Raw genomic sequence first — 25,422 nt, 5'->3', positions numbered from 1 at the left:
AGTATGCAGGAGAATATATATCAACTCAAGAATCAACAAGCCATGGAGTTAAATTAAGACATAGCAATCAATGAATTCCATGTTTTTCCCTATATTCTGTGGGAGTAATTCCTGTCCATCGCTTGAATGCTTTTGAAAAATTGGATGTATCATGAAAGCCCAATAAAAAACTGATCTCAGTCATAGAAATATTATTATTGAGCAAAAACGTCTTCGCCTTTTGCTCTCTTACCTCATCAAGCAACTCTTGATAAGTCACATCCAATCTCTGCAAATGACGTCTTAGAGTACGAGAAGTCATACATAATTGGCTGGCTATCTCATCCATGCTGACATGATTTAAATTCTGATTGATTAAAATAGATTTAATCTTGCTTGCCATATCCTCTTTTAATGACATTTTTTTTTCAAGTTCTTGCAATTGCCTTTTTGCCAGCTGATAACTGACATCGTCAGCAAAATGGATGGGATAATTCAGTTCCTCCGCTTTAAACCAAACGCGAGTAGCCTCTGTATTAAAAACAATTTTAGTCTGAAAAATTGTTTGATAATATTTTGCATAAGGAGGTTCATCGTAATTTAACTCAATCTTGAGCAACGGGCCATTACAACTAATCAAAAAATTTCTCATTTTAATAAGATGAGTAATTGCCAATTCAGTTATAAAACGTGATAAAACCATTTCTTTTGTGTGTGGTAATAACTTGATATAAGCACTGTTTTCATTATTAAACTGGCGTAACTCCAGAGACAACAAATTGGTTCGTATATTAAGGTAACTGAGCATAGTCTGTATAGCAGTTCCAAATGTAGGACTACTCATTGCTGCATACCCAAGAAAACCGTGATTGACTATAGATAAGTTTTGACCAAAAACCAAACCCAATTCTGGGCAATTGCTTAATTTATAAGCTTCCAAAATAACCTGGTTAAATTCATCCTGAGTTAAGTAGGCATCAGGATCATGTACTCTTATCAGATCAAAGCCAATTTTTTCTAAAAAATGGTTAATCCCAAATTGTTCAAGACATTTTTCCAGAGTAGAAAGATAATTTGCCGCTATAACCAGATCCATCAACAGGCTTTTCTTTTTTAAGTGAGAAGTGAATTAATTCTAATCTATATTAGAGTATAAGATCCAATAATGTAAAAAAATTCAAGATTTAGTTGTCTTGACTAAATCTTGAATAAAATTAGTTTAATAACGATAATGATCCGGCTTGTAAGGTCCATTTTTATCGACGCCGATATAATTAGCCTGCTCATTACTTAATTGAGTTAACTTTGCACCAATACGCCCCAAATGCAAACGGGCTACTTTTTCATCCAAAACTTTTGGAAGTACATATACTTGATTCTGGTATTGGCTAGAGTTTTGGAAGAGCTCGATCTGCGCCAATACTTGATTGGTAAAGGAAGCAGACATAACAAAACTTGGATGGCCTGTAGCGCAGCCCAAATTCACTAAACGCCCTTCAGCCAGGATAATAATCCGCTTTCCATCAGGAAAAATCACATGATCAACCTGCGGCTTGATATTTTCCCATTGATACTGTTTTAAGCTTTGAATATCAATTTCCGAATCAAAATGGCCTATGTTGCACAATATCGCCTGATTACGCATACGTTTCATGTGATCGTGAGTTACAACGTGGTAATTGCCAGTAGCTGTAACTACAATATCCACTTGTTCAGCAACATCATCCAGAGTGACGACTCTGTAGCCTTCCATTGCTGCCTGAAGTGCGCAAATAGGATCAATTTCTGCGACAAGTACTGTGGCTCCCTGTCCACGCAAGGCCTGGGCGCAACCTTTCCCTACGTCACCGTAGCCTAGAATCAAGGCAACCTTACCAGCTATCATAACATCTGTTGCACGTTTTAACCCATCAAGCAAGGATTCCCGACATCCATACAAATTATCAAATTTCGATTTGGTCACCGCATTATTAACGTTAATGGCTGGAATTTTTAATTGTCCATGTTTCGCCATTTCGTACAACCTGGCTACACCTGTAGTGGTTTCCTCAGATACTCCCTTAATTGCAGTCAGTAATTTAGGATGTTTCTGGTGAACAACTTGTGTCAGATCCCCACCATCATCTAATAATAAATTAGGTGTCCAACCATTGGGGCCACTTAAAGTTTGCTCAACACACCACCAATATTCTTCTTCTGTTTCGCCCTTCCAGGCAAAGACAGGGATTCCTTTTGTAGCAATAGCGGAAGCTGCATGATCCTGAGTAGAAAAAATATTGCAGGAAGACCAGCGTACTTCAGCACCCAATGCAACCAGGGTCTCAATCAATACTGCGGTTTGAATCGTCATATGCAGACAACCTGCAATCCGAGCGCCTTGAAGTGGTTTTCTCGCAGAAAATTCCTCGCGTAAAGCTATTAAACCCGGCATTTCGGTTTCAGCTATCGCTATTTCTTTTCGCCCCCAGTCCGCTAATGAAATATCTGCTACTTTATAATCTTGTAATGTATTGATTTTCTGTACTCCTTCTTCTACCAGTTCCATTAGATTATCCTTAAAAAATTATAATGCCTTGCTTAATTCAGCTACTTTGTCCAATCGCTCCCATGGAAAATTCTCCCTGCCATAGTGCCCATAAGTTGCCGTCTGCCTATAAATAGGACGAAGCAAATCGTGTTGATTAATAATACCTTGCGGTGTTAAATCAAAATGCGTATGAATTAAATCAATTATTTCGCTGTTTTTTAGTCGTCCAGTACCAAAAGTATCAACAAAAATAGATGTAGGTTCAGCAACACCAATAGCATAGGAAATCTGTAACTCGCATTTATCCGCCAAACCAGCCGCCACAATATTCTTGGCAACATGTCTTGCGGCGTATGCTGCGGAGCGATCTACCTTCGAAGGATCTTTACCTGAAAAACAGCCTCCGCCGTGTCTTGCCATACCACCATAAGTATCAACAATGATTTTACGGCCGGTTAAGCCACAATCGCCCAAAGGACCACCAATTACGAAGCGTCCTGTTGGATTAATGAAATACCGGGTCTTATTATTGAGCCATTCAGCAGGAAGAACTGATTTAATAATTTCTTCACGGATCGCCTCAACCAAATCTTTATGCTCAATATCAGGTGAATGCTGCGTAGAAAAAACAACAGTATCCACTTCAACCGGTATCCCTTGTTCATATTTCAAAGTAAGTTGACACTTTGCATCAGGTCTTAACCAGGGCAATTGGCCTGATTTACGAGCTTTAGCTAATTTCTCCATCAAACGATGCGCATAGGCAATAGGGGCAGGCATAAAAACATCTGTTTCACGGCTGGCATAACCAAACATAAGTCCCTGATCGCCGGCACCCAGAGTTTTAGTTTGCTGATTATCGACACCTTGAGCTATGTCTGGTGATTGTTTGCCAATCGCTGAAAGCACTGCACAAGATTCCCAATCAAACCCCATCTGGGAACTATTATAGCCAATGTCCTTGATAACATGACGAGTTATTTCTTCAACATCAACCCAAGCCTTCGTCGTAATTTCTCCACCAACTAAAACCATACCGGTTTTAACCAATACCTCACAAGCCACTCGTGCTTTTGGGTCTTGTGCTAAAATAGCATCCAAAATGGCATCTGAAATTTGATCAGCTATCTTATCAGGATGGCCCTCGGAAACAGACTCTGAGGTAAAAACATAGACTTCATTCATTATATACCCTCTGTATTTTCTATTTTTTAGTATCCCTAATCTTTATCTCTTCTTGGTACACAAAACAAGTTAAAGTCATTGTTTTGGTAAATCCATGTCATTTTACTAATCTTTAATAGCCATGGATAGCATTTAGGGGTATTACAATCATTGTAAGCAGGCTTAAAACAAGCCACACTTACCAAAATAATAATTCTGAAGCTAAAAATCTATTTCATCAGATTTACAAATTCATTAAATAAAATATCTATATCATGTGGCCCAGGGCTTGCTTCTGGATGGCCTTGAAAACCAAATGCCGGTTTTGTTTTGTGCCTTATTCCCTGTAAACTGTTATCAAATAGTGAACGATGCGTAACTTCCAGGCAATTGGGCAATGAATCCTCATCTACAGCAAAACCATGATTTTGGCTTGTTATAAAAACACGTTTTTTGCCAGTTGTTTCAACTACAGGATGATTGGAACCATGATGTCCAAATTTCATTTTTTTAGTAATACCACCACATGCCAAAGCCAAAATCTGAAACCCAAGGCATATACCAAATAGAGGAATATTATTGTCTAAAAATAACTGTGTTGCTTTGATGGCATAATCGCATGCTTGGGGATCACCCGGTCCATTGGATAAAAAGACACCATTAGGATTCATGGCTAAAACCTCTTCTGCTGAAGTTTTGGCAGGGACTATAGTAATATGGCATCCCTTATCATGTAAGATACGTAAAATATTATGTTTCACACCAAAATCATAGGCAACAACATGAAGCTGTTGAGGCTGTTTGTCTAGACTCCACATTCCCCGACCTTCATGCCAACGCTCTATCGTTTGTCTCGTAACCTCTAAAGCCAAATCCGCACCCTGAAGCCCAGCAAAGGATTTAGCCTTTGCCACAGCAATTTCAGGTTTCTCCACATTGGTGCTAATACAAGCTCCGATAGAACCCTTCTCACGCAATTTCAGTGTAAGCGCGCGCGTATCAATGCCAGAAATTGCAACTACTCCATTTTTACTTAACCAGTCTGGGAAGGATTGTTCAGCTCTGTAATTGCTAGGGGTTGCGGTGCAGTTTCTCATGACGAGGCCGGCTGCCCAGACTTTTGTGGACTCCATGTCCTCCATGTTACAACCCGTATTTCCCACATGAGCAGTAGTTAAGGTAATTATTTGTCTGGCATACGAAGGATCAGTAAGCATTTCCTGATAGCCAGTCATTGACGTGTTAAAAACCAACTCACCAACAGAATCACCAGTGGCCCCTACTGACAGGCCCTCATAAACAGTGCCATCAGCTAAAACTAAAATTGCTGATTTATTAATCATGAATATACTCAATTATGTTCAAAGTATGCTTATCCAGCGTAAAATAGGCAATCCATGCTGAAAACGACAAATCTTCCAATTGTAACTTAATTAAGTCAAAATTTCATGTCTTCGAAGAATTTTTTCACACCAGCAAACCAGGAGCTTGTTTTAGGTGAGTGCGTTCCCTTGGCATTCTCTAATGAATCCTGTAACTTATTTAACAGTTCTTTTTGCTCTCGAGATAAATTGACTGGTGTTTCTACAACTACCTTGCATAGCAAATCACCTTGTCCATATCCTCTGACAGATTTCATCCCTTTACTTCTCAAACGGAACAGTTTGCCTGTTTGAGTTTCCGCTGGAATTTTTAAAGTGACCCGGCCTTCCAAAGTGGGTACCTCGATTGAGCCTCCTAACGCCGCAGTTGCAAAACTAATAGGTACTTCACAATGCAAATCATTTTCATGGCGCTCAAAAATAGCATGTTTTTTCAAGCTAATTTGAACATATAAATCTCCTGAACCACCACCATGCACCCCTGCTTCACCTTCTCCGCTTAAACGGACCCGATCACCATTATCGACTCCAGCCGGGATTTTGACATTTATTTTTTTACTTTCTCTAACTCTTCCTTGACCATGACAACTGGCACAAGGATCAGAAATTATTTTTCCCTCACCATGACAAGTGGGGCAGGTTTGTTGTATGGAAAAAAAACCTTGTTGAATTCTGACTTGCCCCATGCCCTGGCATGTTTCACAAGTTTTTGGGCTTGTGCCTTTTTTGGCCCCCGATCCCTCACAAACAGTACAAGTACCATGTCTTGGAACGGTAATTTCAACTTCTTTTCCTATAGCCGCTTCTTCAAGGGTCAATTGCACATTAAATTGCAAATCAGCGCCTCTTTGTCCACGTGATTGACGCCCATGCCCACGCCCCCCTGAAAAAATATTCTCAAAAATATCTTCAAAAACGTCACCAAATCCTCCAAATCCGCCAAAACCACCTGGGCCGCCACTCATTGAAGGATCGACTCCGGCATGGCCGAATTGATCATAAGCGGCGCGTTTTTGCTTATCGGACAAGATATTATAGGCTTTTTGAATTTCTTTAAATTTTTCTTCGGCAGAGGTATCACCTGGATTCCGATCGGGATGGTATTTCATTGCCAGCCTGCGATATGCTTTTTTAATCTCTGCATCACTCGCATTTCGACTTACTTCTAAAAGTTCATAATAATCCCGCTGTTCCATAACTGCTCACAATTTATAACAATCACTTAATTATAATTCTCTCAGTCGTATGAAGACTCTAAATTATCTTAAGTGCTATTCAATAGACAAACGGGACGATAATGTCGCCCCGACCCAAAATTTATTTATTATAACCCGATGAATCCTTCTTCCGCCCTCTTAAATCAGAGGGCCAGAGTAATATTAAATTACTTTTTATCCTCTTCTTTAACTTCTTCAAACTCAGCATCAACAACTCCCTCTTCCGCGCGTTTTGTAGATTCCTGAGATTGTGTTTGCCCCTGAGCTGCCTGACCTTCAGACGATTTTTTAGCATAAATACGTTCAGCCATTTTTGCGGAAGCATCTGTCAATACTTTCAGCTTGTCTTCAATACGAGCTTTGTCAGTTCCTTGCACCGCCTCTTTCAGCTCAGAAATTGCTGTTTCGATGCCTTTTTTCTCATCTTCAGACAACTCATCTGCCAAATCTTTCATGGATTTTTCACAGCTATGGATCAAACTATCTGCCTGATTGCGCAGTTCTGCCATTTCTTTGAATTTCTTATCTTCTTCAGCATGCGATTGGGCATCTTTCACCATAGCAGCAACCTCTTCTTCACTTAAACCGCTGGACGCTTTGATGACAATCGATTGTGCCTTGCCAGTTGCCTTGTCTTTAGCAGAAACATTCAAGATACCATTGGCATCGATATCAAAAGTTACTTCAATTTGCGGAACACCACGAGGAGCAGGCGGGATATCACGCAAATCAAACCGGCCGAGTGATTTGTTTGCTGAAGCCTGTTCTCTTTCACCCTGCAATACATGCACAGTCACTGCTGTCTGATTATCATCGGCTGTTGAAAACACTTGTGTAGCCTTTGTAGGAATAGTTGTGTTTTTTTCAATGAGTTTGGTCATTACACCACCCATGGTTTCTATACCGAGAGACAAAGGAGTGACATCGAGTAAAAGAATGTCTTTCACTTCACCGGACAATACTGCTGCCTGAATTGCAGCACCTACTGCCACAGCCTCATCAGGGTTTACATCCTTACGAGGTTCTTTGCCAAAGAATTCTTCCACGGTCTTTTGTACCAGAGGCATACGAGTTTGCCCACCGACCAGAATAACTTCGTTGATTTGTGAGACAGTAAGCCCTGCATCTTTTAAAGCTGTTTTACATGGCTCAATAGTTCTCTCAACCAGTTTCTCCACTAAAGATTCCAGTTTTGCGCGAGTCAATTTGATATTTAAATGTTTTGGTCCAGAAGCATCTGCTGTAATGTAAGGCAAATTGACATCAGTTTGTTGTGCAGATGACAATTCAATTTTTGCTTTCTCGGCAGCCTCTTTCAAGCGTTGCAGTGCCAGAGGATCATTATGCAAATCAATACCAGTGTCTTTCTTGAACTCGGAAGCTAAATACTCAATTAAAGCCAAATCAAAATCTTCTCCACCAAGGAAGGTATCACCATTGGTTGCAAGTACTTCAAATTGATGTTCTCCGTCTACTTCGGCAATTTCGATAATTGAAATATCAAAAGTTCCTCCCCCTAAATCATATACCGCAATAACCGAATCACCTCGTTTTTTATCCATACCATAAGCCAGTGCAGCAGCGGTAGGCTCATTAATGATTCGTTTTACTTCCAGGCCAGCAATACGGCCAGCATCTTTGGTTGCCTGGCGTTGCGAATCGTTGAAATAGGCAGGTACAGTAATCACTGCTTCTTTTACTTCTTCACCCAAATAATCTTCTGCTGTTTTTTTCATTTTTCTTAGCACTTCAGCAGAAATTTGTGGTGGTGCCTTATCTTGATCCTTGACTCTAACCCAAGCATCGCCATTGTCCGCTTTCATAATTTTGTAGGGAACCATCTTAATATCTTTTTGCACAATAGGATCATCAAATCGACGCCCAATTAATCGTTTAATCGCGAACAGTGTTTTCTCTGGGTTAGTCACGGATTGACGCTTGGCTGATTGGCCTACCAATATTTCATTGTCATCGGTAAATGCTACGATAGAAGGAGTTGTTCTGTGACCTTCACTATTTTCAATTACCTTCGGTTTGTCACCTTCCATGACAGCCACACAAGAGTTTGTAGTACCCAGGTCTATACCTATAATTTTAGCCATTCTATTTTGCTCCAAATTAATATTTTCTCATGCAATATTCCACATATGGGGTGTATCATGATGATTTCAAGCCACCACCCTAAAAAAAGCTGAATACACTGCAACTAAAAATTTGTTTAAAAACACCTCAATTGAAACACCGGATTACTTGGTGGAAACTATCACCCGAGCCGGTCGAATTACTCGATCGCTCAATTTATAACCTTTTTGGAATACAGTAATTACAGAATTGGGTGGCGCTCCTGGAGCAGGTTGCATTGACATGGCCTCATGTTGTTGAGGGTCAAATGTGTGTCCAAGAGGATCAATTTGTTCCACATCAAACTTCTGTAATGCGTCAAGAAAGAGTTTCATGGTTAACTCAAGCCCTTCATGCATAGATGGATCACTGTTCTTATCTGCTAATTGCAATGCTTGCTCAAGACTGTCTACTACTGGCAATAAAGCTGAAATCAGTTTTTCTACGCCATATTTATGAGCATTGGCAACTTCTCGTTCCATACGACGACGAACGTTATCCAATTCTGCAAGGGCTCGTACAGATTTTTCCCAATTTTCATGTGCTTTTTGTTCCGCCAATGTCAGTTGCTCTTCCAAGGCAGTATAGGTGGGATGTCCTAAAGCAGGTTCTTGATGTTGTGATTCTGCATCAGTTTCTTCTTCCAGAATTTCATTTTCTACCTTGTGTTCTTCTTTGTGTTCGTCTTTAAATTTTTTCCAATCTTTTTTATTTTGTTTACTCATCAAAATCGCTCCTGACTAACTCGATTCCTACAAATGGGGATTGTATTTGCAATTTTCAAGCCCCTGTTAGGATTTTAAATCTTGGTTTAAAATTCAGGTCATTAACTGATTGAAACTTCTCAAATCATGGCTTGCAGTAATTGTCCATTTATTCCATACTTAGGTAGCTAAAAAATCTGTCTTAATTCTCATTTAGGTAAAAAAACAAAGTATTTAATAATCCTTTGAGTTAAATTAAGTCTAAACGACAACTAAAGCAAAAAAAACTTGGGTAAATTATGCAAGAATGGTCGCCAACTACATGGCAGAAATATTCGTATTTGCAGGCAGCTTCATACGCTGATGAAGAGCAATTAAATAAAGTGGTAGAACAATTAAGTTTGCTACCCCCATTGGTTACCAGCGGTGAAATCAAACATTTAAAAAATGAAATTGCCCAAGCTGGCCGGGGTAATGCTTTTATTCTGCAGGGTGGTGATTGTGCTGAATCTTTTAATGACTGTCGTTCAGAAGTCATAAGCAACAAATTAAAAATCATTCTTCAAATGAGCCTAATCTTATTATATGGCTTGCGTAAACCAATTATTCGTATCGGAAGAATAGCTGGACAATATGCAAAACCACGCTCCTCAGATTACGAAACCATAAATGGAGTTACTTTACCCAGTTATCGTGGAGATATCGTTAATTCACCTGAATTTACTGCCTCTGCCAGGGAGCCTAATCCTAAATTATTACTTCAGGCATACAGTTGTTCTGCCATGACTTTAAATTTTATCCGTGCGCTGCTGGATGGTGGTTTTGCTGATCTGCATCACCCTCAACGCTGGGATTTAGGTTTTGTTGAACACTCCCCTCAGAAGAATGAATACCAACATATTGTAGACTCTATTGAAGACGCCCTCGATTTTTTGAATGCCATAGATGGAATACATTCTAGTAGCATAAGTAAAGTTGATTTTTACACCTCTCACGAAGCGTTGCATTTACATTATGAGCAAGCATTAACAAGACAGTTGAAAGATGGAAAATGGTACAATCTTTCAACTCATTTACCCTGGATTGGAATGCGTACGGCACAAGCGGACAGTGCACATCTTGAGTTTCTACGAGGGGTACAAAATCCCATAGGCATTAAGATAGGCCCAGCAGCTACACCAGAATGGTTATCGGAGGTATTAAGCGTAGCCAATCCGCAAAAAGAAGAAGGACGAGTTTTACTTTATACTCGCCTGGGAGCAAAACTTATCGACCGGTTGTTACCTCCACTGATTGACACAGTAAGGAAAAGCAAAATTCCAGTCACGTGGTCATGTGACCCTATGCATGGCAATACCGAAACAACAGAAGACGGAACTAAAACACGTCACTTCGATAACATTTTATCGGAATTAAAACAAGCTTTGGAAATTCATCGCAGCATGGGTAGCTACCTCGGAGGTGTCCATTTTGAGCTAACTGGTGACAATGTAACAGAGTGTATCGGGGGCGCTCGTGGATTAGCTCCTCATGACCTCAAAACTGCTTATCACAGCCTGGTTGATCCAAGATTAAACTATGAACAATCTCTGGAAATGGCCATCCAATTAAGCCATCAATTCAGAAGTGAACCTTAATGAAACTCATAACGTCTTGAATGAAGGCCAGTATCTACGCCAAAAGCCGATTGTCTGTAACTCTTCACAGGGTATGTAATTAAGGAATATTAAGCGCTCTGTCTTTCCCGCGCAGGCGGGAATCTAACTAAAAATCAATCTATGTGCTAGCTTTATGGATAGATTCCCGCCTGCGCGGGAAAGACAACTCAAATAAATAGGCTTATAAACAGAAAAACTTGCATACCCCGTGTACAGTTACGATTGTCTTATTCTTGAGGCATTTCACTATTTTGAAACAATAATTTGCCTCGCACAGGCTACAAATGATATTGAGGACTTATTTCATGCACCGCCTCAATCATTATTGCAACATTCTCAGGGGGTACATCCGGAGTAATGCCATGGCCCAAATTAAAGATATGCCCTGCTCCATAACCATATGATGCCAGTACACTCCCAACCTCTCTTCGTATGCAATTTTTTGTAGTTAGTAAAACAGCAGGATCCAGATTTCCTTGTAAAGCAACCTTTCCGCCTACTCTCTTGCGCGCAGAAGCCAAATCACACGTCCAGTCAATTCCTAATGCATCACAACCAGTTTCTGCCATCCATTCTAACCATTGCCCACCATTCTTGGTAAATAAAATTACAGGGATATCAGGGTATTCTTTTTTCAATTGCTGAACAATTTGATGCATATATGCCAAAGAAAAATCCTTATAATTTTGTGGAGTTAAAACTCCCCCCCACGTATCAAAGATCATAACTGCATTAACCCCCGCCTTTATTTGCTCAATTAAATAGGCAGTCACAGAGATAGCCAATTTATTTAATAACAGGTGCGCTGCTTCTTTTTCAGTGTATATTAAATTTAAAATTCGCTTAAAATCTCTACTGCTCCTGCCCTCAACCATGTAACAAGCTAAAGTCCATGGGCTACCAGAAAATCCAATCAAAGGCAATTCTTTAGGCATTTCCTGGCGGATTAAGCGCGCAGCATCAAAGACATAGGATAAAGATTCAAGAATGGAAGGAATTTTCAGGGCATGAATTGCCTTGGTATCGTGTAAAGGATTTGTGAAACAAGGCCCTTCTCCTTCAGCAAAATAGAGCCCTAGCCCCATAGCATCAGGTATTGTTAAAATATCGGAAAATAAAATAGCTGCATCCAAAGCATAGCGACGCAACGGTTGCAAGGTTACTTCACAGGCGAGTTCCGGATTCTTGCAAAGATTTAAAAAATCACCAGCATGCTCTCTTACTTTTCTATATTCAGGCAAATAACGCCCAGCCTGGCGCATAATCCAGATTGGAGTTCTCTCCACAGGTTGTCGTCTCAAAGCTCGAAGAAAAAGGGATTGGTTCAAATCAAACATCATTTAATCACTATCACAATAAAAAGTGTTTATAGTATCATGTTAAGGTAATCAATACAGTGGTATAAATAGCAATCGATACTTAACAATATAAACAGGACACACGAAAAACTCCAAGCTCAAGGCAAACAATGTTTTCATGAGAAAATTTAGATAAATTAAATGACTGAGTTAAAAAATTTTAAACAAAAAGATTAAGGATTTTTCGTAAGCCCTGATAAATTATTAATGGATATCAAATGGATACTTTAAATATTACAGCTCTCAGTGTTGAAACAAAAATTGGTGTTTATGGGTGGGAGCAGCGTATTAATCAACGATTATTAATTGATATATCTATTCCCTTTGACTTTAAAGATTGCAAGGATAATTTGTCTAATACACTGGATTACGCTGATTTGTGCCAGACAGTAACCCAATTTGTAGAGTCAACTTCGTTTCAATTAATTGAAACGGTAGCGGAACAAATTGCACAATTAATCAAGCAAAAGTATCCTGTTAGTAAGGTTTCCGTCGCTGTTACAAAACCCCATGCTGTAAAAAACGCTGCGGGAATCCAAGTAGTTGTAAACAGATAATCTGAAAGAAACAATCTTCTTTGATTAAATGATTACTCCTTATCCGCCAACGCTGCGCACCATGCCGTTCAGGTGCTCTGTTTTGGCAAGGTTCATTTGAGCTTTTTGAGCCAAGGCCTTATTTGGATAGGGGCCCACCACTACCCTGAACCAATTTCCCTGTGCTTGGGTGACTGGAACCACGCTGACATCAAAACCCTTAAGGATTAGCATCCCTTTCATTTGTTCTGCATCCTGACGCGCTTTAAAAGATGCTACTTGAACCAAATATGCTCCTTTACTAGGTTGTTGCATAGTTGTTGGTTTTGCCTCCGCTACCTTCACTGGGATTTGCTGTGTTGGATTAGCTATCGTTGATTTCACTGAGTTATTTACAGCAGCAGTGACAGTATTTGCAGTCTTTTGTATTGGAGTTGATGTCTTATCTGCCGCATGATTGTCTGTATTTTGCTGACTAGGTGCCTGAGATGCCGGCCCCCTTTCATTCGCTAATAATGTATAAAACTCAAATTTAGGCTTAGGAGGCACTTGTTTATGTTCTTGCGCCACTTTAGTTGGCGCTTTTTCATCATCATGTTGAGCTAAAACCTGTGTATTCACCCATTGACTTATCGTTTGTACATCGAGAAACGAAGCGGTTATATATCCAAACAAAAAAGTCACAATAATAACCAAAAACTGGTGCGGTCCTCTGTTGCGACGTGCAGCACGCCTATTTCCATAATCTTTTGCCATCACATACTCTCAGGAGCTGATACGCCTAATATAGCCAAACCATTATTTAAAACCTGTCGAACCGACTCCAGCAAACACAAACGGGCACATCGCAATTGTTCTTGTTCGCATAATAGCTGAATCGCATTATAATAACTGTGTAACCCATTGGCTAGCTCTCTTAAATAGTAAGCAAGCTGATGCGGCTCGCAAGAAGCGGCGGCAGATTGAATGACTTCGGGATATCGGGCAATCAGAGAAATTAATGCAGTCTCATGTTGTTGCTCCAATAAATCAAGGTTTTTAAGTCCCATATCCTTATCCCACTTCAACCCCCTTTCTTTTAACTGTCTCAATACACTGCAGATACGGGCATGTGCATATTGAATATAATACACAGGATTGTCACTAGATTCGGACTTTGCCAGGTCCAGGTCAAAATCCATGTGTTGTTCAGGTTTTCTTGCCACATAAAAATAACGAGCCGCATCATTTCCTACTTCTTCTCTTAGCTCTCTCAAAGTAACAAATGAACCACTGCGAGTAGACATTTGCACCCTGTCACCACCTCGATACAGAATGGCAAACTGCACCAAAATGATATCCAATGCACTTTCATCATGTCCTAATGCCTTAACAGCTGTTTTAATTCTCGTGACATAACCATGATGATCAGCACCAAAAATATCAATGACTCGATCAAAACCTCTATCATATTTATTCCAGTGATAAGCAACATCAGAAGCGAAATATGTTGTTTGCCCATTAGCCCGGACTAATACTCTATCTTTTTCATCACCAAAATCAGTTGCCCTAAACCATAAAGCGCCTTCTCTTTCATAAGTGTGGCCTCTATCTTTCAAGGCCTGAATACCTTTCTCAATAGAACCATCTTCAAATAACGATTGCTCAGAAAACCAACTGTCAAAACGAACACCAAACGCCTGCAAATCATCTTTTATATCATCCAATACCGTTTTTAAAGCATGTTGATGGAAGTTAGCAAACCCATCCTTGCCTAGTAAGGATTGCGCTCGCGCGATGATCGCATCGATATAAGTCTCTTTATCTCCACCTTCGGGTTCATCAGCAGGTAAATTGTCTACTACCGAAATCCATGGATGCACGAATTGATTACCCTGCTCTGACCACATCTCTTGTGCAATCTCATAAACATATTGACCTTTATAGCCATTCGTCGGAAAAACAATTGGCTCACCTGCCAATTCTAGGTAGCGCAGCCACACACTCACAGCGAGAATATTCATTTGCCTGCCCGCATCATTGACATAATATTCCAAAGTCACATCGTAACCAGCAGCTTTTAAAACATTACCCAAAGTTGCTCCGAAAGCAGCTCCTCTTCCATGTCCTACATGTAAAGGCCCTGTTGGATTAGCAGAAACAAATTCAATCAATACTTTTTGACTCTGTCCTAAATTACCTCGGCCAAACTCCTTGCCTTTATTCAAAATTTCAGAAATGATGAGCGAGCGTGCCGTGCTGCGCATGAAAAAATTAATAAATCCTGCGCCAGCTATCTCAATTTTCTCTACAGACGGATCTGCGGGGATTACTGCAACCAATCGCTCGGCTAATACTTTAGGTGCTTGTCGGCATGGTTTAGCTAATACCAGTGCCAAATTAGTCGCATAATCACCATGAGCTGGATCTTTGGCATTCTCAACTTTTATTTCAATCTCCAAGTCAATTGGCATTTCGCCTGATTGTTGCAGATTAATTAATGCCTGTTTCAAAAGATATTCGATTATAGCTTTCATACTTCTCATTTATCCGTCAAAAATACCGATATTATGCTCTTTTTCATACCATATGGAAAGGCTCTCAACCCAGAAGCACCATCACTACAACAATAGAAACAGCAATAGCTCATTAATTTTCAAGAGATTCATAGGATTTGTGAATATATCCATCTTGAGACAGCAGAATTGCTATGGGTCTTGTCACATCAAAGTGCGCAAAAATAATCATCATCATTACAGTGATAGGCACAGATAAAAACATGCCTAGTACCCCCCAAATGGCACCCCATAGCGCTAAGGCAAACAATATCACTAAGGGACTTAAGTTTAGTGATTTACCTAAGAGACGAGGCTCTAGAAAATTACCCACGAAAAACTGTATAGCCACTATCCCGGAAGTCACTTCCAAAAACGGCCACCAGCTTTCAAATTGGATCAAAGCAAGCGCAGCTGGAAAAGCTGTTGCTACAATAGCTCCTATATTGGGGATATAATTTAAAAAGAAAATTAATAATGCCCAAAACTCGGCAAAATCCAATCCAACCCATTTCATAATAAACCAACTCAACGTGGCAGTGAGTAGGCTCAACAAAGTTTTAATACCCAGATAAGTTTGAGTATCTTTTGTAATATGGGAGATAATGTTTTTAACCAGCTTCCTGTGCTCTGCCTGAGGGAAAAAGGCATCCATCTTTTGAGTAAAATAATGCTGCTCGACAAACAGAAACACAACATATAAGGAAATCAGTACAGCGGAACTGGTTATTGTCGTAAAAACCCCATAAATATTAACAAGCATACTCTGAATGCTTAACCCTTGAATTAAACTGTCGAAATCAAAAATACCCTTAACATGAAATCGTTGATCCAGGCTGTTAAATATGTGCAGTAAATTTTCCTGATACCTGGGAGAAGCGGCTATCACATCACTGACATTATTGGTAATGATGTTAATAAGAACCATTACGAGGCACACAACAACAAACAAAGATAAAATCATCCTTATCCAGGATGGGAGATGTGTGCCGATGAAAGGAATTTTCTGAACACCGCTATTAATGGTATTCAACAGGTGCCAGACAAAAATGGATATAACAATTGGAATTAATAGTCCTCTTCCTGCGATTAATAAATAACCTGTTATCCAAACCAGTATCAAACCCGCTGTGAACGTTATAATACGATTCATCCAATTACACTCCATCTTTGATGAATAGATACTCGCAAGCAACAAGTAACTTAGTAATGATTTGGGCAAAATTGCCAGAATGATGACTCAAGTCGCAACGAATATATTTTCCTGTTATTATTAAATTTTTAATCTTAAATAATACCGTGCTGAGTAACTCTTGTGAATATTTAACTGGCGTCGGCCCAACCATTGCAGCAAAACTTGCTAAATGTGGAATTTTCACGATACAAGACTTGCTTTTCCACCTGCCTTATAAATATCAAGACAGAACCAGGATAACACCAATTCAGGATTTGCGCTCCAATGAATGGTGCGTTATCGCGGGGCATGTATGCAAAACTGAAATAAAATACGGCAAAAGGATGATGTTGAATTGTTATGTGGAAGATAAAACAGGAGTAGTTAACCTTCGTTTTTTTCATTTCAATAAGCAGCAAATTCAGGCTTTGAATAATAGCACCTTGATTCGAGCTTTTGGCGAAGTCCGCGGATTTAACAACCAGTTGGAGATTATTCATCCAGAATATCAATTAATTGACCAAGAATCAGATTTCCACGTGGAAGAAACGCTTACGCCAATTTATCCATCGACTCAAGGCTTGACTCAAACCCGATTAAGGCAGTTAGTTAAAATAGCCCTGGAACAATCTGAACACGAACTTCATCAACTGGAATGGATGAGTGAAAAACAATTACAGGAAAACAATTTTTATGATTTGGGCGAAGCCATTAAATTACTACATAACCCTCCGCCAGATATCTCCCTCTCCAACCTCGAAGCCGGCGAACATCCGGCTCTCAAGCGGTTAATATTTGATGAATTACTGGCACAACAGCTCAGTATGCAATTTGCCAGACAGTCACGTAGCAAACTCCAAGCTCCCGCTATACTTTTCGATAATGCAATTCATAAACGTTTTATCGAATCATTGCCATTCAGTCTTACAAGCGCACAACAACGGGTTTTTAAAGAAATCAGCGTTGATCTGGCTCAAAGCAAACCCATGCTTCGTTTGCTGCAAGGAGATGTTGGGGCAGGTAAAACCATTATCGCGGCACTAGCCGCCCTTCAAGCTATTTCACAAGGATTTCAGGTTGCTTTTATGGCACCAACCGATTTATTAAGTGAACAACATACAAATAGCCTCAGTAAATGGTTAGAGCCTATCGGTATTAATGTATTAAGACTGAGCGGTAAAATGAAAACCACAGAACGAAAAAATGCGCTTGCAGCCCTGCAGGACAATAGCTGTCAGCTCATTGTTGGAACTCATGCCTTATTTCAGGAGCAAGTCGAATTCGCTCGTTTGGGTTTGGTCATTATTGACGAACAACACCGATTTGGAGTAGAACAACGGCTCCTTCTGCAACAAAAAGGGCAATTAAACCAATTAATTCCTCATCAGTTATTAATGACAGCCACCCCTATTCCAAGAACCCTGTCAATGTCTCATTTTGCTCATTTGGATATATCGGTCATCGATGAACTACCACCTGGCCGTATGCCAATTACAACAGCGGTATTGAACCAGGATAAGCGTGAACTTATTATCGAACGTTTGCAAGCAGCAATCGCCAATGGCAAACAAGCTTACTGGGTCTGTACCCTTATAGAAGAATCTGAAAAATTACAATGCATAGCAGCAACAGATACCTCAAAAAAATTACAAGAACAGCTCTCTTTCGCGCGTGTTGGTCTTGTTCATGGTAGAATGAAAGCGCTTGAAAAAGAAGCTACTATGGCGGCCTTTAAACAAGGCGAGATTGATTTATTGGTGGCAACTACAGTTATTGAAGTTGGTGTAGATGTTCCTAATGCCAGTTTAATGATCATTGAAAATGCGGAGCGACTTGGCTTGTCGCAGTTGCATCAATTACGCGGGCGCGTCGGCAGAGGTAATAATCAATCTCATTGTCTATTACTTTATCAATCTCCTCTATCACAGCAAGGTGCTGAACGTCTCAAGATCATGCGTTCAACAACAGACGGTTTTCTAATCTCCGAAAAGGATTTGGAGTTAAGAGGCTCAGGAGAAATATTAGGAACCAGACAGACTGGCTTTAGACAATTTAAAATAGCTAACTTACAACGCGATAAAACCCTCTTCGCTATTTTACGTCCAATTGCAAAACAGCTGGTGCTGGAAAAAACAGCAATCGCCAGACAAATTACACAACGATGGCTGGGCAATTTTGAACATTTTTTGCAAAGTTAAAAAAATAATTAAAATTATTGAAGTCAAGACTGTTTTTTATTTTTTTCTTTGCTAGCATAAAAAAGGCAATAATAAAATTCATTTCCTCTTATTCCTGTGGATAACCTTTAAAATTAATTGCACAAACTCTTTCTAATTCTACTGTTGAAATTTCTATAATCCTTTCCATGCATAGGTTATCCCGCTTTTTGCTTTAATTCACTCAAATATATTTATCCACAAAATCTGTGGATAATCCTGTGCACAGAATGCAAAACACCTTGTAAAATCAGTCTATTTTCTAACTGATTCAGAACTTTCCAATTTGCTCCCGGGTGAAATCAACAAATATCTTTCTCATTATTCTATCGGATTTAATCCTGTGAACCCTAAAACTAATATACTCCCCTTACGCAGTAAAATCCTTGATTTGTTTCTAGAAAGAGATGGTTTTTGTCCGCAAATTTAAGAAAAGGACAAAGGATAAATAAGGAACTCTTAGACATTTATAGCGATTATTTATCAGCTAGGGAAGTCATGTAACGGCCACAGGATTATCGTCTCTTTTAAAAGAAGAAATAAGCCATGATCAGGTCAGTGGTTTTTTGGCGCGGATGATCATGATTCAAAGACACTATGGCATTATTTAAAAGAAGATATACGTCGTCACGAGCAAGCTACTAGATGGGTATTGCTTTTGATGATACGATTTCCGAGAAAGCCTACACCGATGAAAATACAGTGAATTGCTGGCATTATTCTCATGCAAAACATCAACATTGACTGGAAGGAAAGTGATTGTAGTAGTATCTATCTCAAAAACCTCACATTCCCTGCCAGGCTACTCAAAAAAGCCTTCACATACGAAGACAGTTCAACAGATATTTGACATAGTCTATCCAATAAGGGCAAAGAAGAATTTAACAGAATATTAAAGCCTTTCATTATTATTTTACCCTCGTCATGAACAATTACTCAGAGATACATTCGGAGGTTTAAGATTGTTTAGGACATTTAATGTTTTATTAATAATCATCTGGTATCATTTGCTCTCAATTTGTTCCGTGAAACTATAGGTGATGCAGATGAAGTCTAAACATGAAAAGAAATCTTATAATAAAATAAAGGGTAAAATAAAAAATACAATCGGAGCCTGCTTAAAAAATTATGATACATCGATGAGCCAATTAATACATAAAAAAACAAAAAAAAACAAAGAAGAGAAGACGAAACCAAAACCAATTAAGGCTGTTGAAACCCTTGATAATAATATGCCTAACCCCAATCAATTTTTCAATAAGAATTATACCGAACACAAAAGACCAGAATCTAAAACTGTAGCGGGAACTCGTCAATACCATACGAGTCATAAATCGCACAAGCCAAAACAGGAAGTTATTGATTATCTTCATACCAAATCAAAAGATTTAGATAAGCAAGTAGCTAAACAACAGAAAGATGGTGGATATAAGCCTGATGACTGGGGCATGGCCACCTTTGGACAAATTTTTAAGAAAAATGGAATTAATATTGTTGTGCAATCTTTAGTAAATGGTTCTAATAGCTTAATTACCGCGCTAAATAAGCCACTAAATGAGATCACAGTTCACGATTTGCACTATCTCGGCATTTTATATATGAATGGTCAATTCCCTAAAGGAGCGAGTTTATATTTTGCATCACCTAACTCACTTAAAACAGGGCTGATCCATCCAGAATATTTATCCAATAAAGAATGGAAACACTATGGTCACTTTACCCAAGTAGCGCCTACTAGATGCCTACATACTGGGGATATTAAACGAAATCTAAGAGAAACTACAGGACTTTTTAAAATCCCAGATTGGTTAGATGAAATTCCATTAGCAGTTTCTGAGGTCAAGGCAAACTCCAAGCACACAATGACTCTTACCAATGGTACTGACAAAGAATTTGATATTGGTTGTGGTGGGGTAATACAAGTATATGTAAGTCCCGAGATTATGGGGATTTTGCACCAAAATGTTACCAAAATTATTTATCAAACAAATAATCAGCATGGCATTAAAACAGCGGGTCGTAATGATGACGGTGTAATTGTTGAGTTTAAGTTTAAGGGTCATAATGGTCAAGCTGGTGAAGAAGGATTTATCATTGATTTAGGTGGAGACATTAAAAAAGCCCACTCTACTATAGAAGTGACTCCTAATGGTGAAGCTTACCCTGTTTTTAGAGGATAATTGATAATAAAAATTCGTAATAGCTAGCACAAGTGTTTACTCGAATAGCAGAATTTATCCATAGCGTGACTAAATTCTGCTGTTGCCGTTGTTAAGAACGAACTACTTACTAAAATTCTACTTAAATTTGACAGTTAAGGTAGTGTTATATTGAGATGCAAATATGAATTTTAATAAAATTTCGACATTAGATTGGGCGGAGGAGTATCCTCAAGTAATTTGATGGGCTCTAAAAGGTGATAATCTATCTTATGTTCTAAAATTTTTTTGGCTTCGGGTGAGTCATTTAATTCTGATATATCTATAGATGGGCAAGTTAATTGTTTTTGTACCTTGAATAAACCAAAACCACAGCCCCGCTCCCTCATTTCCTCCCGAATATCTTCCATTTTTTGGGAGTAGAGAATATTTGGTGTATAAACACTGACGGAATCATTTTCGTTTTTGGGGATTCTATGTTTGGTAAAACCAACTACCTTTTGGCCTTGTTTGAGTAAGGTTGAATTTCTATCATTACTTTTCATCTCATCCAAGGATGATTCTATTGATTGGTATAATACGTTTTTTTCAACTTTTTTAATAATTATTGCATTGTTTTTTTTGAAAAACCTCATCATTTAATATACTTCCTGTGTAGTTTTTGTCACTTATAATAACAGTAATTTTAAATCCATTGCAAACTTTTTGATTCTTGCCCTGGTGATAACCCCAGGGCAAAATCATACTTTGCCCTGAATTTGCCCAATCAAGAGTTCACTTCTAAATTTATCAGACCACATAGCCTTTTTTAATTTTCCCTTCATGCTATTTTTCTGAGGATGAAGTCGAGCCAGATTGAGTGCAAACCTACGAAGCAAGGCTAGATTTTCTGCTGCATTGTCTCTGCGTATTCTTGAGTCATCTTCTTTGTAGGTCACATCCAACACCCAGTGAGCTTTGTTTTCGACTGCCCAATGCTCTCTGATAGCATCTGCAATTTGTTTAGGCTCTAAGGGCAAGGAACTGATATAGTATTGTACTTCAGTGCCGGTTTTTTCTTTTATTTCACGTGTTCGCGTTACTTCAATTACGGTTTGTAATCCTTGCCAGTCGGCGTAACCTTCAATCCATGGACTAATTACGATTTGCCGGCATGTTCTTGTTTCTATGCGTCCATGGCCTGCGTCCACTTCTTCGAAGTAATTTTGTGACCAGATTTCTCGATGGTCTCTTTCCATGATATGAAAATAATCCTTAATTTCATTCAATAGTTTTTTATGGTTGTTTTTAACACAAAGCACATAGTCTCCGCCTTTATCATGTATTTTTTTAGCTATCTTCTTTTCTGTATTCATAGCATCGGCAGTAACAATTGCTCCCTTAAGCTCCAAGAGGTCTAGCATTTCTAACACACTGGCTTTTTCGTTTGCTTTTCCATTAGAGCGCATTTGAGCTAATATCAACCCATTTCGTTTACTCCATGCAGTAATGCTATGTAAGGCTGTGGTGCGGTCACCTGTATATGAGCGGCGTAGAGTTTTTCCATCTATTGCTATTTGTTCTCGACCATCTTTCGAACGAAGTTCATTCACCCAATTTACAAAACACAACGTGAACTGCTCTGAATCAAGAGCACTAATTACACGAGCTATGGTATCATCGGCTGGTATCCCATGCTTAAAATCCCGATATTGTCTTAGCCAATCAAGCTTTTCTTCTCCAAAATCCTTTATGTCTTTCCATCCCTCAGCTCCAGACATCACCGCAGTACCTGCTAAAAATAAGATATCTAGCAGATTATGGCGCTGATTTATTTCGCTACGAGGATCTTTAAGTATGGAAAAATTTTCTACAAAACTCATTTCTTGTCATCCAAAAAATGAGTATTTGATCACAAATCACTGAAAAATCATACTAAATGATAATTACTGGTCAAAAAGGTATGATCTTGCCCTGGTGATAACCCAAGATAAATAGGAACTCACGATATAACATGCTATAGTTTCCACTCTAATTTTTATTTACAAAAATCCAAATTATTTTTGTGATTGAAAAAGGAACAACAATGTACCCCTATGACAGGTATTGGCAAGCCAAAAAAGTAACCCTCATCGGTGCTTTTATTAATGCCTTACTTGGTGTTGTCAAAATGATTGGTGGTTTTTTATATCATTCTCATGCTCTCATCGCGGATGGAGTCCACTCCATTTCTGATTTAATTACTGATGTGATGGTTGTATTTGCTTCAAAATATGGGAGCGTTAGCGCTGATGACTCTCATCCATATGGCCATCAAAGAATTGAAACGGCAGCAACTTTATTGCTTTCCCTTTTACTAATCCTCGCAGGCTGTGGGATTGCCTGGGATGCACTTGATGAATTGCTTAAATCAGACCATACTATGCCAAACTGGTTATCGATTCCTATAGTATGCTTCTCAATCATTGCAAACGAAGCATTATTTCACTACACCCGCCATGTAGGAAAAAAAATTAGCTCCCAATTAATCACCGCCAATGCCTGGCATCATCGATCAGATGCTGCTTCATCCATAGTTGTGCTGATTGGATTAATTGGCAGCTTGGCAGGACTTGTTTACCTGGATGCCATTGCCGCCGTCATCGTAAGCCTGATGATTATCAAAATGGGCTGGAGCTATGGCTGGAACAGTGTCAAAGAGTTGGTAGACACAGCTGTTGATGCAGAATTATTTTCTCAAATTGAACGAGTTATACAAAGCATTGATGGAGTAAAGCGTATTCATCAATTGAGAAGCCGGTTTATGGGTAGTGATGTGCTTATTGATGTCCATATTCTGGTTTCACCCAAAATATCCGTTTCCGAGGGGCACTATATCGCCCAACATGTGCATCATACTCTGGTAAAAGAAATTGATTGCGTCAAAGATGTGATTGTCCATGTTGACCCTGAAGACGATGAAATTTCATGTCCCTCCTTGCATTTACCAAACAGGGCAATACTCCAGGAAAAAGTTTTTAATGACATTTGCCATGATTTTCCCCAGATTTTATTTTGGAATATACATTATTTAAATGGAAAAATGAGTTTGGATATTTTTTGCTCAAATGATTTTAATCAATGGAAAAAATTGCATAATCGAGTAATATCAACCCTGAAATCACAAATCGATATAAAAGAAGTGCGTCTCTTTGGCTTGCATGAAGAGATGCATCATCCATCAAACTAAGATTCAGAAGGCATGCAAGAATTGCTAAATTTTAACAATGTAATACTGCTGTGCCCTGTAGATTCGATTAATCATTTCAGGATAATATATACGCATTTTTAAAGTAGGAAGACTTCATGTTGTCCGCAACCAGTTTAAAAATCATTTTTGCTGTTTCGATATTTATAGTCATTCTCATTGCAGGCTGGTACCCATTTAAAAAGCGACTTAAAGACGATAAACACATTGATTTTCCCATAGGTGAAACTTTGGCTACAGGTGTTTTTCTGGGTGCAGCACTTCTTCACATGTTACCTGAATCAAACACCTTATTTAAAGAAATGGGTTATAACTATCCGTTTGCGTTTATTATTACCGGAGTAGTATTCCTTATTTTCTTGTGGTTTGAACATTTGGGAAAGGAACTATACCACCATCACGATGCAGAACATCCTGCTTTCGCAATACTCGCCTGGGCCATGCTTTCTGTCCACTCGCTTATGCTTGGAGCTGCTTTAGGTTTTACCCAATACAATTCCATGATCATTATGCTATTTTTAGCGATCATCACTCATAAGTGGGCGGAAAGTTTGGCTATAGCAATTCAATTAAATAAAAGCTCGATGAGCACTCGAAAAAGTATGGTATTTTTTTTCTTTTTTAGCCTTATGACACCTTTAGGCATTTATTTTGGTTGGTATTTTGGTCATGGAGTAGAAACTCACTCTTTATTCGACCCTATATTAATCGCGGCATCTGCGGGTACATTTCTCTATTTGGGAACTTTACACGGACTGGAGCGCTGTGTCATGGTAGAACGTTGTTGTAATTTAAGTGATTTCAGCTTTGTAATCATAGGCTTTTTACTCATGGCATCGGTGGCCATCTATGTCTAAATTTTTACAACAAAAACCGATTATTCTCGCCTCCTCTTCGACTATAAGACATAAACTCATGAAATCACTTGGCTTGGATTTCCTAGTTGTACCGTCGAATTGTAATGAAGAGGAAATTAAAACAAGGCATAACTCCGACGAACTAGTTGAGTTAGGGATTACCCTGGCTCAAATTAAAGCGTTGGATGTAAGCCAACATTATCCAGAGCATTATATCATTGCAGCAGATCAATTATGCGTCGCTGATAAAAGAGTATTTAACAAACCACTGAATCATCAAACAGCTGTAAGCCATTTGAGAGAGTTAAGCGGGAAGCAACATCAACAAATTGCTTGCCTGTGCATTGTTAAAGAGAGCAAAATACTTTGGCAATACTATGAAACAGCCACACTGACTCTGCATCATCTAAGTGAAAAAACAATTGAAGCCTATTTACAAGCGGAAAAACCTTATCAGAGTTGTGGTGCTTATCAATATGAAGGTCTAGGCAAGTGGTTATTTAAGGAAGTACAAGGAAGCGAAGATACTATTCTTGGTTTGCCACTAATGCCATTAGTTAATGCGCTTGTAAACCTTAAGGTGGTAGGTATTTAGGTTAATAAATATAAA

Annotated in this window: 20 protein-coding genes; 7 read left to right on the top strand and 13 right to left on the bottom strand. The window is 39.0% G+C overall.

Annotation, left to right across the window (positions count from 1 at the left end):
- Positions 1-67: 67 nt before the first annotated feature.
- The 7 genes from OQI99_RS02445 to grpE all read right to left on the bottom strand — a co-directional run bounded on the left by OQI99_RS02445 (position 68) and on the right by grpE (position 9,115).
- The gene (locus OQI99_RS02445) at positions 68-1,075 is read right to left on the bottom strand and encodes an AraC family transcriptional regulator (RefSeq protein ID WP_061514380.1); all 1,008 of its coding nucleotides are present in this window, start codon (positions 1,073-1,075) and stop codon (positions 68-70) included.
- 123 nt (positions 1,076-1,198) lie between these two features.
- Positions 1,199-2,524 carry an adenosylhomocysteinase gene (gene ahcY, locus OQI99_RS02440; protein ID WP_061514381.1) on the bottom strand — a complete coding sequence of 442 codons (1,326 nt, stop codon included), beginning with the start codon at positions 2,522-2,524 and terminating at the stop codon, positions 1,199-1,201.
- 18 nt (positions 2,525-2,542) lie between these two features.
- A complete protein-coding gene (gene metK / locus OQI99_RS02435) occupies positions 2,543-3,691 on the bottom strand; it encodes a methionine adenosyltransferase (protein ID WP_265731261.1) in 1,149 nt (382 codons plus the stop codon).
- A gap of 209 nt (positions 3,692-3,900) precedes the next feature.
- Positions 3,901-5,013, bottom strand: coding sequence for a glutamine-hydrolyzing carbamoyl-phosphate synthase small subunit (gene carA, locus OQI99_RS02430; protein WP_265731260.1), 1,113 nt, complete (start codon positions 5,011-5,013; stop codon positions 3,901-3,903).
- Positions 5,014-5,108: 95 nt separating this feature from the next.
- Positions 5,109-6,248, bottom strand: a complete 1,140-nt coding sequence (dnaJ, locus tag OQI99_RS02425; RefSeq protein ID WP_265731259.1) for a molecular chaperone DnaJ — start codon at positions 6,246-6,248, stop codon at positions 5,109-5,111.
- 188 nt (positions 6,249-6,436) lie between these two features.
- On the bottom strand, positions 6,437-8,371 hold the full coding sequence (gene dnaK / locus OQI99_RS02420; protein WP_061514385.1) for a molecular chaperone DnaK: 1,935 nt from the start codon (positions 8,369-8,371) through the stop codon (positions 6,437-6,439).
- Positions 8,372-8,515: 144 nt separating this feature from the next.
- The gene (gene grpE / locus OQI99_RS02415; RefSeq protein ID WP_061514386.1) at positions 8,516-9,115 is read right to left on the bottom strand and encodes a nucleotide exchange factor GrpE; all 600 of its coding nucleotides are present in this window, start codon (positions 9,113-9,115) and stop codon (positions 8,516-8,518) included.
- A gap of 278 nt (positions 9,116-9,393) precedes the next feature.
- Here grpE and OQI99_RS02410 point away from each other — a divergent pair, with 278 nt between their 5' ends.
- Positions 9,394-10,731, top strand: a complete 1,338-nt coding sequence (locus tag OQI99_RS02410) for a 3-deoxy-7-phosphoheptulonate synthase class II (RefSeq protein WP_265731258.1) — start codon at positions 9,394-9,396, stop codon at positions 10,729-10,731.
- Positions 10,732-11,030: 299 nt separating this feature from the next.
- Here OQI99_RS02410 and hemE read toward each other — a convergent pair whose 3' ends face one another.
- Positions 11,031-12,089: a uroporphyrinogen decarboxylase gene (gene hemE / locus OQI99_RS02405; RefSeq protein WP_061514388.1), complete on the bottom strand. Its 1,059-nt coding sequence runs from the start codon at positions 12,087-12,089 to the stop codon at positions 11,031-11,033.
- Positions 12,090-12,328: 239 nt separating this feature from the next.
- On the opposite strand from hemE, the gene folB reads away from it, so the two are divergent.
- Entirely contained in the window at positions 12,329-12,667 is a 339-nt protein-coding gene (gene folB / locus OQI99_RS02400; RefSeq protein ID WP_011214275.1) for a dihydroneopterin aldolase, read from the top strand.
- A gap of 39 nt (positions 12,668-12,706) precedes the next feature.
- On the opposite strand, the gene OQI99_RS02395 is transcribed toward folB, so the two are convergent.
- The 3 genes from OQI99_RS02395 to OQI99_RS02385 form a co-directional block, all read right to left on the bottom strand.
- On the bottom strand, positions 12,707-13,402 hold the full coding sequence (locus tag OQI99_RS02395; RefSeq protein ID WP_061514389.1) for an SPOR domain-containing protein: 696 nt from the start codon (positions 13,400-13,402) through the stop codon (positions 12,707-12,709).
- Positions 13,402-15,171 carry an arginine--tRNA ligase gene (gene argS, locus OQI99_RS02390; RefSeq protein ID WP_265731257.1) on the bottom strand — a complete coding sequence of 590 codons (1,770 nt, stop codon included), beginning with the start codon at positions 15,169-15,171 and terminating at the stop codon, positions 13,402-13,404. Before argS ends, OQI99_RS02395 begins: the two co-directional genes overlap by 1 nt.
- Before the next feature lie 103 nt (positions 15,172-15,274).
- Positions 15,275-16,333: an AI-2E family transporter gene (locus OQI99_RS02385; protein WP_011214278.1), complete on the bottom strand. Its 1,059-nt coding sequence runs from the start codon at positions 16,331-16,333 to the stop codon at positions 15,275-15,277.
- Positions 16,334-16,479: 146 nt separating this feature from the next.
- Between OQI99_RS02385 and recG the strand changes: the two genes are divergently transcribed.
- Positions 16,480-18,552, top strand: a complete 2,073-nt coding sequence (recG, locus tag OQI99_RS02380) for an ATP-dependent DNA helicase RecG (RefSeq protein ID WP_265731256.1) — start codon at positions 16,480-16,482, stop codon at positions 18,550-18,552.
- Between the two features lie 1,064 nt (positions 18,553-19,616).
- Positions 19,617-20,750, top strand: coding sequence for a hypothetical protein (locus tag OQI99_RS02375; protein WP_265731255.1), 1,134 nt, complete (start codon positions 19,617-19,619; stop codon positions 20,748-20,750).
- A 170-nt stretch (positions 20,751-20,920) separates the two neighbouring features.
- Here OQI99_RS02375 and OQI99_RS02370 read toward each other — a convergent pair whose 3' ends face one another.
- Together OQI99_RS02370 and OQI99_RS02365 are read right to left on the bottom strand one after the other, a co-directional pair.
- The gene (locus OQI99_RS02370) at positions 20,921-21,367 is read right to left on the bottom strand and encodes a hypothetical protein (protein WP_265731254.1); all 447 of its coding nucleotides are present in this window, start codon (positions 21,365-21,367) and stop codon (positions 20,921-20,923) included.
- Between the two features lie 102 nt (positions 21,368-21,469).
- Positions 21,470-22,591 (bottom strand): ISAs1 family transposase, encoded by a 1,122-nt coding sequence (locus OQI99_RS02365; protein ID WP_061514717.1) that lies wholly within the window; start codon positions 22,589-22,591, stop codon positions 21,470-21,472.
- A 203-nt stretch (positions 22,592-22,794) separates the two neighbouring features.
- On the opposite strand from OQI99_RS02365, the gene OQI99_RS02360 reads away from it, so the two are divergent.
- The 3 genes from OQI99_RS02360 to OQI99_RS02350 all read left to right on the top strand — a co-directional run bounded on the left by OQI99_RS02360 (position 22,795) and on the right by OQI99_RS02350 (position 25,407).
- A complete protein-coding gene (locus OQI99_RS02360) occupies positions 22,795-23,937 on the top strand; it encodes a cation diffusion facilitator family transporter (protein WP_265731253.1) in 1,143 nt (380 codons plus the stop codon).
- A 116-nt stretch (positions 23,938-24,053) separates the two neighbouring features.
- The gene (locus OQI99_RS02355; protein ID WP_011946934.1) at positions 24,054-24,812 is read left to right on the top strand and encodes a ZIP family metal transporter; all 759 of its coding nucleotides are present in this window, start codon (positions 24,054-24,056) and stop codon (positions 24,810-24,812) included.
- Positions 24,805-25,407 (top strand): Maf family protein, encoded by a 603-nt coding sequence (locus OQI99_RS02350; RefSeq protein ID WP_061514393.1) that lies wholly within the window; start codon positions 24,805-24,807, stop codon positions 25,405-25,407. Before OQI99_RS02355 ends, OQI99_RS02350 begins: the two co-directional genes overlap by 8 nt.
- Positions 25,408-25,422 lie beyond the last annotated feature (15 nt).

The organism is Legionella sp. PATHC039 (genome assembly GCF_026191275.1).
Classification (GTDB): domain Bacteria; phylum Pseudomonadota; class Gammaproteobacteria; order Legionellales; family Legionellaceae; genus Legionella; species Legionella pneumophila.
Note: the sequence above shows the minus strand (reverse complement) of the source record. Positions and strands in the feature narration are given on the sequence as shown.